Origin of the sequence: Schaalia turicensis ACS-279-V-Col4 (assembly GCF_000296505.1) — a bacterium.
Lineage (GTDB): Bacteria > Actinomycetota > Actinomycetes > Actinomycetales > Actinomycetaceae > Pauljensenia > Pauljensenia turicensis_A.
Window position 1 is genome coordinate 37,711 of sequence record NZ_JH815209.1, and the last position, 14,111, is coordinate 51,821.

Genomic DNA, 14,111 nt, shown 5'->3' on the forward strand with positions numbered 1-14,111 from the left:
TCTGTAGCGGGCGGTGATGTCGCGTCCGTCAACGGTGAGGGTGTTGGCACCAGTCAGGCGACCCCAGCCCTTGACGACCTTGACGTTGTGCGAGGACAACAGCCCCTGAAGGCCCTTGTCAAGCTTGGTGATGACTGAATCGCGGTAGGTACCGGCTATCGCCATGTCGATGCCTTCGAAGGTGGAACGAATGGCGAATGTTTCGGATTCGCAGGCAGCGTCAGCGGTTTGAGCTGCGTGCAGAGAAGCCTTCGTGGGGATGTAACCGCGGTGGAGGCAGGTGCCACCAACCTTGTCTCCATCGATCAAGGCAGCTTTCATTCCCAGTTGGGAAGCACGTAAAGCGGTGGCGTATCCACCGGATCCGGCGCCCAGTACGACGATGTCGTATTCTGGTTCGCTCACGTCTGAGACTCCTTACGTCGTGTTTTCTGCTAACAGTATTGTGAACCATCTAGGCCTATTGTCCCACTTGCGGGCAATGATGTCCGCGCGCAGACGGATGAGATGAGGTGGAACCGGCCACACCGAACATTCGTGCGAAGTGAGGATGATGGTGGGCGCAACGTATGATCAACCTATGAATGAATCCCCGCAGCTTTCTGAGGGTGCCGACGTTTCCGGCAATGGCAAGAGTGTGAAAGATAGGCGCCCGCGAGCGCTTGGCCTTGGTCGTCTTGTTATGGCTATGTTCTGGGCGCTTGGGGCTTGGGTGTCAGTGACAGCGATCGTTGATCTATTCCATCACCAGAACACCCTCCCGTGGGGTCCTCAAATTGTCGCGTTGATTGCGGGAATCGTGTATTTCGTTGGTGCGGCGGGCTTGACGCACAATGGCAGGAGAATGCGCATTATTGCCGGCTACAGCATCGGTATTAGCATTGCGGCGCCGATCATTATCGGTATTGCAGGCTTTGATGTGCCCGATCTGATTGTGGCTCGTTCGGCGTGGAGCCGGTGGGGTGCGGACTTTTACTATCTGCCACTCATTATTTCCATGATTGGTACGGGGTGGATGTGGAGGTCGAATCCGCGTCGGATTGTGGAGTTGGCTGAGCGGGTTGAGCGGCCTCGTTCGTAAAAATAGCGGTGGTGAAAATTTCAGCCTCGCCCCAACGTACGGGGGAGGAGGCCGATTGTGCTTTGTGAAGCGGAATATCGTGTGGAGGTCGTTTTAGATTCCTCCTGGGAAACCGAGTTGGCGCCACGCTTCGTACAGAACAATCGATGCTGAGTTGGCCAGGTTGAGAGAGCGGAGTCCCGGTTGCATGTGAATGCGGACGCGATCTTCGATGCGGGGGTGATTCATTGCGTCTTCGGAAAGGCCGACGGATTCTCGGCCGAAGAGGAGTCCGTCGCCGTCCCGATAGGAAACGTCGGCGTACATTGTTGAGGCTCGTCCTGTGAATGCCCAGATGCGTCCGGGAACCTCCGCGAGTGCATCATCAAGGTTTGGGTGTACTTTCACGTGCGCGAGATCGTGGTAATCCAAGCCTGCGCGCTTGAGTTTTGTGTCGGACATATCGAATCCCAGCGGTTCGATCAGGTGGAGCATTGATCCGGTGCATGCGGAGAGGCGGATTGCTGCGCCTGAATTTCCGGGAATTTCGGGTTCGAAGAAGAGGATGTGAAGCACTCGTTTATTTTGCCACCATTGTTGGTGCGACGGGTAACCGGAAGAACATGGACTTTTGGCAATCTGATTTGTACATGGTTGCACCTACGGTATAGAACAGATGTTCTAAATAGGGGGGGGAACATGGAAGTCGATGCGGATCGTCTGAAATTGGCGCGCTCAGTTTTGCGTCAAGCCGAGGAACAAACGGGGCTGATCCATTCGGCCTCAATAGGGGGCGCAGGGTCAAAAAACGGAGTTTTCGAAGTCAATGGAAATGGGCATTTAATTGCTGTTTTGGCGTCGATGCTTAGTGGCGAAGCGCAGGTTGCCTGCGTAGAACTGAAGGACATGGGGTGGGAAGCGCTCGCAAAAGCTGGTGTTGATCTTTCCCGTTTCTTCCTTGTTCCTCATGCGCATGGTCATTGTGCACAGGTGTGTGCGCTTTTTCTTGACGCTTTCGACGTTGTCTGTTTGGGATCCGGGATTCTGGCTAGTAGTGAGCGCCGTCAGATTGCCACGCTTGTTCGAGCAAAGCGCAGGACTCTTTTTATCTACGAACACTGGGTCGGTATTTCGCGACCGTGGAATCTCGCTATCGAAGAATCAAGGAGAGCCTCATGAGGTCCATTGCTCTATGGATTCCTGACTGGCCTGTGAATTCGCTGGTCATCGATCTTCCTCCGGGTGCTCCAGGAGCAGTGGGGCATCGCGGAAAAATTGATGTTGTTTCTTTTAGTGCACGCAAACACGGTGTACGCCATGGTATGCGTATTGAAACGGCACGGTATCTGTGCCCAGAGCTCATCATCGTGCCTCGGGATCAAGAGCGTGAAGGGCGAAGTTTTGACGCTGTTATCGAAGCCTTCGAGTCAACTGTAGCCGGAGTGATGTGTATGCGTCCGGGCATGAGTTGGGCGTGGGCTACTCCCGCCACGCGTTGGCATGGAAGCGAAGAAGCAGCCGCAACTGCCATCGTTGATGCTGTCGCACAACAGGTTGGTGTCGAAGCCTTCGTCGGGGTCGCGCAGGGAGTATTTGCTGCAACATATGCGGCGCGAACCCAAAGAATCGTGACCGATCAAGAAATGCCCTCATTTCTTGCCTCAATTCCCGTTCGCTACATTCTGGAATTTCTTGACGGTAAAGAGAAAGAGCAGGCAACTCAAGACATTGAATTGCTCGCAACTTTGGGAGTGCACACCTGCGGGCAGCTCAAAGATTTAGGTAAGGGCCAGATATATGCCCGTTTTGGAAGCAATGCTGATATCTACTGGAAACTCAGCGAAGGGCACGATGTTTTCGTCCCGACCATGGAATCTGCATATTCGGACCGAAGCGTCACCGTTGAATGTGAAACCTCTGATAATAACGTCGATACTCTTCTTTTCCCACTTCGGCGAGCTATCGGGCAACTATCGCAAGAACTTCGCGCTAATGGGTTGGTAACAGATGCTTTAAACGTCTCGATTGAAGGACCGAATCAATGCGTTCGCGAACGAACCTGGTCGGGCGTAGGGGATTTAGATCCATCGCGTGTCCTTGACAAGGTTCGCTACCAACTGCAGGGGTGGGTCAATCTCTTCCCCGTGACTGAAGCGGACTCCCATGCTCCGCTCACCATTACTCTGACTGCACTCGCTCCCTACCAATCGCGGGTAAGCGGTCCACTCTGGGGAGGGGATTCAAATTCTGATGGGGTCGAACGTTCCATTGACAGAGTGCAATCTCTTCTTGGTATGAACGGTGTTGTCAGTATTCACCGTCAAGGCGGTTGGGATCCGCGTGAACGCATTGCTTTTGTTCCTTGGAATACTCCCAGCTTTTTAACACCTGAGGCAGGGGAGTGGGAAGGGAAAATCGATATGAGCCCTCAGACCCTACTATCCGTTCCACTCCCGGCGCGTCTGAACGACTCTTCTTCCTCACCTATACATGTCACTCAACGCGGGGTACTCAGTGAAGAACCAGCTTGGATATCTGTTCCGAAAAATAAGCGGGATGCTCAGTCGTGCATGGATTATCACGGCATTGTTGACCCATCAGCTCCGCAAAGCATTCGTATCTCGCGCGGTCCTTGGGTAATTCGTGGCAACTGGTGGGATGACTCATCGCCAGCACGAGCATATCTTCGCGTCATCACCGGTCAGGGGCGCGATCTTCTTCTGGTTTATACAGACAAACAATGGTGGGTAGAAGGGGTCTTCTCAGCAGAATCTGACGGTGAAAGATAAACTGACGGAATGCGCATTTCATCCGAAGAACTCCGTCGCGTCGCTGAGTTTGATGAAGCAATCATTCGCAATCAAGTCGGCTATGCTGCCTGGGCGCGCGCGACCGCACTGTGTGAAGGACATAAAGTCACCGACGTTGAGATCGGTGACGACGGAGTTTTTAGTGGACGTGTGGCTTCAACGGGGCTTCGTCTCAAAACCTGGGTTGGACTCAACGGAGGGCAACCTGTTCTGACCTGCGCGTGTATTGAAAGAAAAAACTGTCAGCATTCGGTTGCTCTGTTCTTGGAATTACGACGCCAAAGCAACGAACTTACAACGGAAGACGAACCAGTTTGGAAAACGCGTCTCCGCTCCTTCACTCATGCTGGGGATTCAAGCGGAGAGCCAATCGCGCTATTGATTGATACTCGCGACCCAGAGCGTCCTTATTGGATGCACCCACTACGCCCCGGCAATCGCATTCAATGGACAAAGAAGCGAGCAACGTGGCCGGATCTGGTGTCGACGCAGTGGGCTTCAGTTTCAGATGGATTATCGCGTTCTCAGCTCGGGTTAATCAGAGAAGGCTATCGTCTTGCAAAAGTGGATGATGGTCGCGCAGCACGAAATGAAATTAGTCTTCAGATGCTCGGAATGGATGCTGCACCGTGGCTACTCAGACTGATCAACCAAGGAATCGAACTCTATTCCAGCCTTGATCCACTGACGCCCATACATTTCGATCGATCATCGTGGGATTTGGGCTGCGACCTTAGCCTGCAGGGGGATGAACTACTCCTGCAGATGATGGCCTTTGACGGGGATAAACGTATCCTCAAACCCCGAATTGATACCGCGACCCGCCTGCTCATCTTGGACGGTGGCACACGGGTAGCCCGTGTTGGTGGGCAAGAACTCATGAACCTATTCGAACGAGGACCGATCTGTGTGCCCGCCGACCAGATCGCCGAACTGACGACCGCGTATATCCCGCATCTCAAACGTCGTTTCGAAGTCTCTTCAATTGACTCGTCAGTCGATCTTGGTGAAGAAGCAACAGTGCGCATTATTGGACAATGCGACCTTGTCGAAGGAAAAGAATTCACCCTCACCTGGTGGGCGGAATACGACTATTCAGGTTCCCCCTCGCGAGTCCGACTTCAGCAGGTCATGGATTTAGAAGCCGTTCGACCGATCGTCGCTTCCCTGAAAACTCTTGCGCGACAGCACGTGCCCGCTTCTTTGTGGGACGGAGAATTCAAAAACCTCCGACTCCCCGCGTGGACTATCCCGCAATTTCGAAAAGATGTGATCGATCAGCTGAATGACTCGCGTCTTGCATGGGAGATCAACGACGCAGTACTGACGTTCATGATTGATGAAATCCCGCTCCATTCATCGATCCGCGTCACGCCAAGCGAAGCGCACAATGACTGGTTCGACCTTGACGTCAGACTCGACGTCGGCGGATATCCGGTTCCATTCAGTGATGTTCTCGAGGCAATCGCCCACTCGGAACACTATCTCTACGTTGACGGACACTGGGTCAGCATCGACAAAGAAACAATTGAATCCATCACAGCACTTCTCGAAGAAGCACGAACCCTTTCTTTTGATGATGAGCCACGCCTCGTACCCGCACATCTTGGCCTCTGGGAAGAACTCGACTGCCTGACGGATACGACTGTTGACTCCCAGCAGTGGGAAGCCCGTCTTGAACACCTGCGTCACGCCGGCGCAGATATTCCACTCCGGAACCCCGTGGGCGCCACCTTGCGCCCGTATCAAGTTGACGGAGCGCACTGGCTGATCGCTCGAGCCTGTAGCCAAACAGGTGGCATCTTGGCAGACGATATGGGGCTCGGTAAAACCCTTCAGCTTTTAACTGCTCTTGCCTCCCTCAAAGATGCGTCAGTATGTGAAGAAAACGAAGAATCTGACGTCGCATCATCTTTCAAACGCGATCTGCCCACGCTTGTCGTCGCGCCAACATCGGTTTTAAGTACCTGGGAAAAAGAAGCTCAACGATTCTTCCCAGATCTCAACGTGCGCACGATCAATACAACGGGGAAGAGGCGCGAAAGGAGCCTCGCCAGCGAAATCGAAGGCGCAGACATCGTTATCACCTCATACACAATCGTGCGCATCGACGACGAAGAATGGAAACAGATTCCTTTTAACGGCCTTATTCTCGATGAAGCACAAAATGTGAAGAATCCGCGGACCGCCATTCACCGTGTGTTGCGAGGAATAGAAAGAAACTGGACTTTTGCGGTCAGCGGAACCCCGGTAGAAAACTCTCTTGGCGACCTCTGGTCGATCATGGCCCTCGCAATGCCCGGACTACTTCCCAAATGGTCCCTTTTTAACGACAAAATTCGTCGCCCCATCGAAAACGATCACGACGTCACGGCATTGAACCGTCTTCACTCTCTTCTTAGTCCCAACATGATGCGTAGAACCAAAGAAGAAGTTGCCACTGACCTGCCCGACAAGATCGAATCCGTTATCCCCATTGACCTCGGCACGGAGCACCGACGTATCTACGATCAACACCTCATGGCAGAGCGCGCAAAAATACTCTCGCTGACCGACGATCCGAGTGCAAAAATCGATATCCTCGCGGCGCTGACACGTTTGCGCCAACTCGCGTTGGATCCCGGTCTTGTCGACGCAACATGCGGACACATCGGCTCGGCAAAAATCGAGTACCTCGCCACTCAACTTGAACAAATCATCCCAAGCGGACACCAAGCTCTGGTCTTCAGCCAATTCACAACGTTCCTTACGCGCATTCGTGACTACTTAGAACGACGTGGAATCGCCACAGTCCAACTCGACGGATCCACAACCCGCCGAGACGAAGTCATCGAACGCTTCAGATCCGGAGAAGTCCCCGTATTCCTCATCTCTCTGAAAGCGGGAGGCACCGGTCTGACGCTCACGGAAGCAGACTACGTGTACATGATGGACCCCTGGTGGAATCCTGCAGCTGAAGCACAAGCCGTCGACCGCGCCCACAGAATCGGCCAAACAAAGAAAGTCAACGTGTACAGACTGGTCGGCGCTGACACCATCGAAAACAAAGTCGTCGCACTCCAAGAACGCAAACGCGAACTCGTATCAACAGTCGTCGAAAGCGTAGGAAATGGTGAGGGTGGCGAGCTCTTATCCAGGCTCGATATGTCCGACCTGGTGGACCTTCTCGATAACTAGCATCCGCACCTCGTACGCTTGCGAGACTTCCGCTAGCTGTACAGATGAAGTGAAAGGCTCAGAGCGTGAACCCCAGTAGGTGTGCAAGCTCTTCGGGGGTATGTGCGATAGCAACACAATCGTCAAGGTCGCCGTCTTTCGCGTAACCCCAGCTTACGCCCATGACGTCAATACCAGCTTGCTGGCCTCCTTCAACATCCCAGCAGGAATCACCGATCAGAACGGGGCGGGAGATATCCATTCCCTTGGCGCTCAGGCGCGAAAGTGCACCGGCGATAACTGTTGCTTTCGAAGAAGCAGGATCCGGAGTTGCGCCGGCGATGACGTCGAAAGCGTCAAGAATTCCCAGATGTTCCATTTGTGCCAGAGCAAAGGGCTCTTGCTTCGACGTAGCCGTTGCCACGGGAATCCCAGCGTTGTGGGCGCCACGCACTACTTCACCCATCCGAGGAAAAAGCGGGGGTTCAAGGAAAATCGTGCGGTACAGCGCCCGGTATTCATCGACGAGTTCTTTCACGATCTCGCCTTCAAAGCCAAGGTCAGCAAATGACCACCAGAGCGGGGGACCAACGTACTTGCGCATTGCATCCGCTGGCGGGGGCGTGACGCCGCGCTGAGAAAGAACCGTGTTGAAGCAGTGGATCACTGCGGGGGCAGAATCAACAAGAGTGCCATCAACATCGAAAAGTACGCACGTGAATTGTGTTTCTGCGCTCAACCAACTACTCCTTCATCGCTTGTGTCTTAATGGTGGCACGAGGCCGCGCACTTTGAGAAACTCTCGGCATTTCGTGGCGCGGAGCAAACACGCATAACGGTATGCGAGCAACTGTCTCACCATTCAGTCAAAAATATGAGATAGACCAGGGTTTATCAGTGCTTTTCCAACTTCATAGAATATTCTTCAACACGTGAAAGAAAACGAAATGAATAGTCCCGCGCTTCTGGATACTGATTCAGCTCACTTGCGTCAGCGTGCTTGGCGACTTTATTTCGAAGCGAATGGGCGTCTTCATGGCCTGTTGGAATCCAGCTTGAAGAAGAATTTCGGCCTGTCGGTGCCCGATTACAATATCCTGCTTGCCCTGTTCGAAGCGCCTGGTCAATGTCTAAAAATGGGTGAATTGTCCGGCCAGGTTGTCTATTCTCCGTCGCGCCTGACCTATTTGGTCACTCATTTAGAACGTGACGGTTGGGTAAAGAAAGTGATGTCGAAGGAGGATAGGCGAAGCTATCAAGCGTGTCTGACTTCACAGGGTGCGCGGATCGTGAAGGAAGCAACTCGTCTTCACCAAGAGACGCTTCGCGAATTCTTGCTTGCGGATATGACCGATGCGGAAATATCCCAGATTGTGAGGGTTTTTTCCGCGTTGGATGAGCGACTGCGTTCACGGAACAAGAATTAACTCTGCTGGGGGACCTTCCTCGTCGCCACTTCCTGTGGACACTGACTATCGGCGCTATTCCAACAAAAATGCTGATGGTCCCCAGGAATTTCTCCTTTCGATTTGGCAGTACGGCTACCAACCGTGTTAGAGTTTTCCACGTTCGACTTGAGGTAATCAAGAAGAGCAAGTCACCTGCGCGGGTGGCGGAATAGGCAGACGCGCTAGCTTGAGGTGCTAGTCCTCGTATTAGAGGGTGGGGGTTCAAGTCCCCCTCCGCGCACAGATGGAAGCCCGGAGCTTGAATAAGTTCCGGGCTTTCGTTTTATCTCGGATTTTTCTTACAACCGTGAAGAAAATCCGGATCAATGCAACGAAGCGATGAAAGAGCGTGCGAATGCATATTGATCTTTGGTTCGATGTGACCTGCCCATGGTCGTACTTGGGTATTCGACACTGGCGACAGGCGCTGTCCTCTTTCGATCATCGTGACGAGGTGGAAATTACGCTCCACGCTTTCTTCCTCGACCCCGAATTGGATAGTGCCCGTGAAGAACCTCGTCGCGTCTATCTGATGAACGAAGGCGAACTCACGTACGAGGAAGCAGTGGCGCTGGACGAGCGACTTGAAAAGCTTGGACGTGCAGAAGGCGTCGTTTTTGACTTCGAGAAACTGATCGTTGCTCCATCCTCATTTGCACACCGCGTGATCAATGCCGCCCGCATCGAAGACTACGATCGTGACACTCTCTATGGTCCCGACTCAATGCAGTTGAAACTTGCCGAAGCTTTGGGACGTGCCCACTTTGAGATGGCCCTCGATATTTCAAACAGCGACGTTGTGATTGGTTGCGCACAGGACCTCGGGTTGGACGCTCAGTTCGTCCTCGATGCGCTGACTGATCCGCACACTGCATCCGATGTCTTCTCTGATTTCCAGATCGGTGTACAGATGGGCATCGACCGTGTACCCACCGCCCTGATCGATCGTCAGTTCGTTGTTCAAGATCATCAGACCGTTCCTGCACTTGGCAATATTCTTGCTACAGCATGGGCAAACACGGGGAAGGAAGAAGCATGAGTAAAACACTGCCGCAGACTCTTCAAGGACCGCGCGTCACCTTGGTTCCGATGAACCTTGATTTCGTCGACGCAATTACCGAGGTGCTCCAAGACGCACGCATAAGTGAAACGACGACCGTTCCCCACCCGTATACGAGGGATATGGCGGTTGAGCATCTTTCGCGCTCTGAAGAGTCTTGGAAGAACGGTAACACTGACTGGGCGATTCTTTCTGCCAAGAATCAAAGGTTCCTTGGTCGCCTGGAGTTTTGGCGTGGGCAGCGTGATCCCAAGTCGGCTGAGGTTGGCTACTTCATCCGCACTGATGCCTGGGGTGAAGGGTTTATGACCGAAGCGCTCGGTCTTGCCGTTGATTTTGCCTTTGATCAGATGGATGTCACCCGCATCGACTGGTACTGCCACGTCGAAAACTGGGGTTCTTGGAAGCCAGCGTGGCGCAACGGTTTTAAGCGCGAGGGGATCCGCAGGCGAGCTGAAGGCCCGGCCCTCTGGCAGGCAAGCCTTCTAATCACGGACACTCGCGAACCGAAGACCCCATGGGATGGCCCCGGTGCCGGACAGGGACCTGCCCTTGATCCTTCACGCCCAGGAAAGCTTGTTGAGCAGTTCCACCGAACCTACTCCATGCCCGTGCGCCTTGGCACCAGTTCCCTGCCAACCATCGACTACGAACGTCTCAACATGCGCATGTCACTGATCCGCGAAGAATTCGCTGAACTGATGGGCGCCGTGTACGGACCTGCTGCACGGAGCCTCGTTGAAGAAGCAACTGAAAAGGCCGTTGACGGTGACGACCACACGCGAGATCTCATCGAAACTGCCGATGCTCTGGCAGACCTCGTCTATGTCATCTACGGAATGGCAATCGAATCGGGTATCGATTTGGACGCGGTTTTAGCTGAAGTTCAGGCATCGAATCTGTCGAAGCTGATGCCCGACGGTTCGGTAAAACTGCGTGAAGACGGCAAAGTCCTCAAGGGACCGAACTTCTTTGTCCCCAACATTGCCCGAGCACTCGGTATCGATCAGGGCTGACGCGCCCGATAGTCTCGCGCGCAAACCCGTATCACGTGCAAGAATTAGACCAGCTCGACGTGAAGGAGAATGAAGTGGCTCGTGTTGTCGTTGTAGGTGGCGGTTACGGTGGCGTGACTGTTGCAAAAGGACTCGATCCTATTGCTGACGTGACGCTCGTTGAACAAAAAGACCAGTTTGTCCACCACGCAGCTGCACTGCGCGCAGCCGTAGACGACGTGTGGCAGGACGCAATCTTCATGCCCTATTCGAACTTGCTGACACGAGGCGAATTCATTCACGGCACTGTTTCTCAGATTGTCGGTAACACCATCCATATTTTCGGTCGCGAACCCATCGAAGCGGACTACGTTGTTCTTGCAACCGGCGCAACATATCCCTTCCCAGCAAAGTACTCGTCAGCGAAGTCCGTTGTTGCAAAGGCTCGTTTGAACCAACTGCACGAAAACCTTGCTGGCGCACGCTCCGTCATGCTAGTCGGTGGTGGCACCGTCGGTATCGAATTCGCCGGCGAACTCGCACACGCTTACCCCGACCTTGATATCACGATCGTCGAGAAGGCCGATCAGATCCTTTCTGCCCCCGGCTACTCCGAAGACCTGCGTCAAGAAATTTCCACGCAACTCGCTGAGCTCGGCATTCGCGTGATCACCGGTTCTGAACTTGCTTTCTTGCCTCCGCACAACGTTGGCGAACTCGGTCACTTCCATGTGTCGACCTGCAAAGGTGAAGAAATTGAAGGCGATATCTGGTTCCAGTGCTACGGCTCTCGTGCGAACAGCGGCTACCTCGCAGGTACCGATTACGAGCCCATGTTGCGCCCGAACGGCACAATCCGTGTTGGTAAGACCCTGCAGGTTGAGGGCCATGCCCACACCTACGCCGTTGGCGATCTGACGGACGTCCCCGAGTCAAAGCGTGCTGATGCTGCTCGCCAGCAAGCCCGCGTTGTCATCGCGAATATTTCGTCTCAAATCGCTGGCGAGACGCCCGAAGCAATCTACGAGCCTACGAAGGAATGGGTGATCCTCCCGCTGGGGCCGGATATGGGTGCATCGCAGCTGGTTGACTCTGAAGGTGTGTCCCGCATTGTCGGTGCTGATCAGACAACAGAAATCAAGGGCGCTGACCTGATGGTTTCTGTTATCCGCTCGCAACTTAATCTTCCGTGAGTCCAGTTCGCATAAGGTCTAGGATCTTCTCATGACTCATGATCCTCGCGTAGCGCTTGACGCACTGATTGCAGCCTTTGAAGCTCATTATGTTGCCTGTTCGCAGGCAACCGATGATGATCCTTCGACGCTTGAAGAAGCAGAGAACACTTTGCGAGATGCGTTCTTCACCTACGACGACGAACTGTTCAGACAGTTCGGTGTCGAGCTTCCCTTCGATCTTCTCGACGATAATTACGACGAAGATGATGATGAGGAAGAGGACGATGATGAATCCTACGATGAGGATTCGGACGATTTGGATGATGATTTCATCGACGTCGACGACTGAGCGATTCTAAGAATTCTTTTGTGGCGCGATATCAGACGCTTGTTTGATATCGCGCGACACTGTCTGCTGAACGTCGCGCTTGAAAGCCCAAACTTGAGGGCTGGGATCCCAAACTTGAGGGCTGGGATCTAAGAAATATGCGTTCTTACGAGTACGCGACTTCGTTGAGCACTTGGCGAATCGGGGCAGGCAGAGGCTCGGTCGAGTCAAGGATGTGGTCAAGCTGTCGTACATTTCGCGGACCGCAGATTGCTGAGGCAATGCCAGGCATATCCCGTACCCATGCAAGAGCAACGTCACCTGGATTGCGATCAAGCCCTTGCGCGGCGCGAACAACTGCTTCAACACGTCCCGCGTATTCGTCGGTCAGGAAAGGAGCGACAGTGGGCAACATATGTTCGGTAGCCCCGCGCGAATCTGGGGGAGTGGAATGGCGGTATTTTCCAGTTAATACCCCACCTGCAAGTGGAGACCGAGCAAATACACCCAATCCTTCGTCGGCCAGATGTGAACGCAAGCTATGGGTAGCCGGAGCAGTTAACAGGCTGACGGGGAGCTGTGCTACCGCTGGCTGAACAAGCCCGTGTTCACCAAGGCGGGTAAGGGCGCAGGCTGTTGTCCACGTATCCCAGCCAGAAAGACCAACATAGTGAGCTCGCCCTGAACGGGACGCTGCTTCAAGCACACCCAGCGTTTCTTCGAGTGGGACACTGGGGTCGGGCTCCGCCATCCACACGTCCACATAGTCGGTATCTAAACGAGCAAGAGCATCGTCTAGGCTGCGCAACATATCACCACGCCCAGCCGAGGAAACCCAACGACCTGAGTGGTCGCGACGGGTGGCACCCCTCCAAGCAATCGTCAGGCGGTGGCGTCCGACTCGGTTCATCGCTGCTCCAAGAACGTCGGTGGCCATTCCTTCGCCGTTCATCGGCGAACATTCAACAAGCGTTCCACCCGCATCGACAAAGTGAGAAAGCATGTCCCATGCTTCTTCACCATCGGTGTCGCGTCCCCACGTGAGTGTGCCCAAGCCAAGTGACGAAACCCTCAGACCACTGCGACCGCACTGACGAATTTCCATAGCCTCTAGCCTAGCCGTGTCAGGTTGCACAGGTTTCGTGGCACACCGTTTCGTCAATACCTGCCAATAGCCCGTAGAGTTTCGACTATGACTTGGTTCGATGCGATTTTTCTTGGCCTCGTGCAGGGACTTACTGAGTTCCTGCCGATTTCGTCTTCGGCTCACCTCAGGATTCTTGGGGAATTGGTCGGCAATGCTGACCCGGGCGCGGCTTTTACTGCCATCACCCAGATCGGTACTGAAACCGCAGTCCTCATCGTGTTCTGGAAAGACATTGTCCGGATCTTGTCTTCGTGGTGGAAGTCGCTTCCTATTCGTCCGCGTGAAAAGCGTCTGAGCTCAAGCAATCCCGACGTCCGCATGGGCTGGATGATCATCGTTGGCTCGCTCCCGATCGGGATCCTTGGTCTTCTATTGGAAGACTGGATTGACGTTTCCTTCCGTAACCTGTGGATTACAGTCGTCATGCTTGCCCTTTTCGGTGTTCTTCTGGGTATTGCTGACCGCTATGCTCCTCAGAAACTCACCCTTGACCATATGTCCTGGCGTGACGCGCTCCTCTATGGCCTTGCCCAAGCAATGGCCTTGATCCCCGGCGTCAGTCGCTCGGGTGGAACGATCACGATGGGACGCGCATTAGGGTACACGCGCGAGGCAGCAGCCCGCTATTCCTTCCTTCTTGCCATGCCAGCAGTTTTCGCATCCGGCCTGTACAAGGTGTACAAGGTCTTCTCCGGCGGAGATCACGTTGATGTTGCCCCAACCATCGTCGCCACACTGATCGCGTTCGTTGTGGCATGGGCAGTCATCATCTGGTTCCTCAAGCTGGTTTCAACGAAGTCATACAAGCCGTTCGTGTGGTACCGAATTGGCTTGGCTATTGTTGTTGCAATTCTGCTGGTGACCGGAGTACTCAGCGCAGCGTCAACTGCGGTGATGTAGCTGATCGCCCCAGTTCTTTCGCCCAGTAGGGG

The 14,111-nt window shown here is 53.9% G+C and carries 13 protein-coding genes, 1 tRNA gene and 1 pseudogene; 11 read left to right on the forward strand and 4 right to left on the reverse strand.

From position 1 onward, the window contains the following. Window positions 1–6 precede the first annotated feature (6 nt). Window positions 7–405 (reverse strand): annotated as a pseudogene (locus HMPREF9241_RS03840) (FAD-dependent oxidoreductase); the annotation flags it as partial. Window positions 406–580: 175 nt separating this feature from the next. On the opposite strand from HMPREF9241_RS03840, the gene HMPREF9241_RS03845 reads away from it, so the two are divergent. Continuing rightward, window positions 581–1,081, forward strand: coding sequence for a hypothetical protein (locus HMPREF9241_RS03845; protein ID WP_050998804.1), 501 nt, complete (start codon window positions 581–583; stop codon window positions 1,079–1,081). Between the two features lie 93 nt (window positions 1,082–1,174). Here the strand turns inward: HMPREF9241_RS03845 and HMPREF9241_RS03850 are convergent, their stop codons facing one another. Then, on the reverse strand, window positions 1,175–1,636 hold the full coding sequence (locus HMPREF9241_RS03850; RefSeq protein WP_006680966.1) for a tRNA (cytidine(34)-2'-O)-methyltransferase: 462 nt from the start codon (window positions 1,634–1,636) through the stop codon (window positions 1,175–1,177). Between the two features lie 123 nt (window positions 1,637–1,759). Here HMPREF9241_RS03850 and HMPREF9241_RS08775 point away from each other — a divergent pair, with 123 nt between their 5' ends. The 3 genes from HMPREF9241_RS08775 to HMPREF9241_RS03865 are packed head-to-tail and all read left to right on the forward strand — an operon-like array spanning window position 1,760 to window position 7,047. After that, window positions 1,760–2,239: a hypothetical protein gene (locus HMPREF9241_RS08775; RefSeq protein WP_006680967.1), complete on the forward strand. Its 480-nt coding sequence runs from the start codon at window positions 1,760–1,762 to the stop codon at window positions 2,237–2,239. Beyond that, complete coding sequence (locus HMPREF9241_RS03860; RefSeq protein ID WP_006680968.1) at window positions 2,236–3,849, forward strand: DNA polymerase Y family protein; 1,614 nt, start codon at window positions 2,236–2,238, stop codon at window positions 3,847–3,849. Before HMPREF9241_RS08775 ends, HMPREF9241_RS03860 begins: the two co-directional genes overlap by 4 nt. A 9-nt stretch (window positions 3,850–3,858) precedes the next feature. Then, window positions 3,859–7,047 carry a DEAD/DEAH box helicase gene (locus HMPREF9241_RS03865; protein WP_006680969.1) on the forward strand — a complete coding sequence of 1,063 codons (3,189 nt, stop codon included), beginning with the start codon at window positions 3,859–3,861 and terminating at the stop codon, window positions 7,045–7,047. A 58-nt stretch (window positions 7,048–7,105) separates the two neighbouring features. On the opposite strand, the gene HMPREF9241_RS03870 is transcribed toward HMPREF9241_RS03865, so the two are convergent. Next, complete coding sequence (locus tag HMPREF9241_RS03870; protein WP_006680970.1) at window positions 7,106–7,765, reverse strand: HAD family hydrolase; 660 nt, start codon at window positions 7,763–7,765, stop codon at window positions 7,106–7,108. Between the two features lie 208 nt (window positions 7,766–7,973). On the opposite strand from HMPREF9241_RS03870, the gene HMPREF9241_RS03875 reads away from it, so the two are divergent. The 6 genes from HMPREF9241_RS03875 to HMPREF9241_RS03900 all read left to right on the forward strand — a co-directional run bounded on the left by HMPREF9241_RS03875 (window position 7,974) and on the right by HMPREF9241_RS03900 (window position 12,053). Then, complete coding sequence (locus HMPREF9241_RS03875) at window positions 7,974–8,453, forward strand: MarR family winged helix-turn-helix transcriptional regulator (protein ID WP_006680971.1); 480 nt, start codon at window positions 7,974–7,976, stop codon at window positions 8,451–8,453. Between the two features lie 176 nt (window positions 8,454–8,629). Further along, a tRNA-Leu gene (locus HMPREF9241_RS03880) sits at window positions 8,630–8,715 on the forward strand. Between the two features lie 114 nt (window positions 8,716–8,829). Further along, entirely contained in the window at window positions 8,830–9,513 is a 684-nt protein-coding gene (locus HMPREF9241_RS03885; RefSeq protein ID WP_006680972.1) for a DsbA family oxidoreductase, read from the forward strand. Continuing rightward, complete coding sequence (locus tag HMPREF9241_RS03890; RefSeq protein WP_006680973.1) at window positions 9,510–10,550, forward strand: GNAT family N-acetyltransferase; 1,041 nt, start codon at window positions 9,510–9,512, stop codon at window positions 10,548–10,550. The genes HMPREF9241_RS03885 and HMPREF9241_RS03890 overlap by 4 nt, the downstream gene beginning before the upstream one ends. 74 nt (window positions 10,551–10,624) lie before the next feature. Next, on the forward strand, window positions 10,625–11,722 hold the full coding sequence (locus HMPREF9241_RS03895) for an FAD-dependent oxidoreductase (protein ID WP_006680974.1): 1,098 nt from the start codon (window positions 10,625–10,627) through the stop codon (window positions 11,720–11,722). Window positions 11,723–11,753: 31 nt separating this feature from the next. After that, window positions 11,754–12,053 carry a hypothetical protein gene (locus tag HMPREF9241_RS03900; protein ID WP_006680975.1) on the forward strand — a complete coding sequence of 100 codons (300 nt, stop codon included), beginning with the start codon at window positions 11,754–11,756 and terminating at the stop codon, window positions 12,051–12,053. Window positions 12,054–12,198: 145 nt separating this feature from the next. On the opposite strand, the gene HMPREF9241_RS03905 is transcribed toward HMPREF9241_RS03900, so the two are convergent. Then, window positions 12,199–13,137, reverse strand: a complete 939-nt coding sequence (locus HMPREF9241_RS03905) for an aldo/keto reductase (protein ID WP_006680976.1) — start codon at window positions 13,135–13,137, stop codon at window positions 12,199–12,201. An 87-nt stretch (window positions 13,138–13,224) separates the two neighbouring features. Here HMPREF9241_RS03905 and HMPREF9241_RS03910 point away from each other — a divergent pair, with 87 nt between their 5' ends. Then, window positions 13,225–14,079: an undecaprenyl-diphosphate phosphatase gene (locus tag HMPREF9241_RS03910; RefSeq protein WP_006680977.1), complete on the forward strand. Its 855-nt coding sequence runs from the start codon at window positions 13,225–13,227 to the stop codon at window positions 14,077–14,079. Window positions 14,080–14,111 lie beyond the last annotated feature (32 nt).

Excerpts from the sequence above, each read along its gene's own strand:
- HMPREF9241_RS03845 (WP_050998804.1), top strand. The coding sequence starts at position 581 with ATGAATGAATCCCCGCAGCTTTCTGAGGGTGCCGACGTTTCCGGCAAT.
- HMPREF9241_RS08775 (WP_006680967.1), top strand. The coding sequence starts at position 1,760 with ATGGAAGTCGATGCGGATCGTCTGAAATTGGCGCGCTCAGTTTTGCGT.
- HMPREF9241_RS03860 (WP_006680968.1), top strand. The coding sequence starts at position 2,236 with ATGAGGTCCATTGCTCTATGGATTCCTGACTGGCCTGTGAATTCGCTG.
- HMPREF9241_RS03865 (WP_006680969.1), top strand. The coding sequence starts at position 3,859 with ATGCGCATTTCATCCGAAGAACTCCGTCGCGTCGCTGAGTTTGATGAA.
- HMPREF9241_RS03875 (WP_006680971.1), top strand. The coding sequence starts at position 7,974 with ATGAATAGTCCCGCGCTTCTGGATACTGATTCAGCTCACTTGCGTCAG.
- HMPREF9241_RS03885 (WP_006680972.1), top strand. The coding sequence starts at position 8,830 with ATGCATATTGATCTTTGGTTCGATGTGACCTGCCCATGGTCGTACTTG.
- HMPREF9241_RS03890 (WP_006680973.1), top strand. The coding sequence starts at position 9,510 with ATGAGTAAAACACTGCCGCAGACTCTTCAAGGACCGCGCGTCACCTTG.
- HMPREF9241_RS03900 (WP_006680975.1), top strand. The coding sequence starts at position 11,754 with ATGACTCATGATCCTCGCGTAGCGCTTGACGCACTGATTGCAGCCTTT.
- HMPREF9241_RS03905 (WP_006680976.1), bottom strand. The coding sequence starts at position 13,137 with ATGGAAATTCGTCAGTGCGGTCGCAGTGGTCTGAGGGTTTCGTCACTT.
- HMPREF9241_RS03910 (WP_006680977.1), top strand. The coding sequence starts at position 13,225 with ATGACTTGGTTCGATGCGATTTTTCTTGGCCTCGTGCAGGGACTTACT.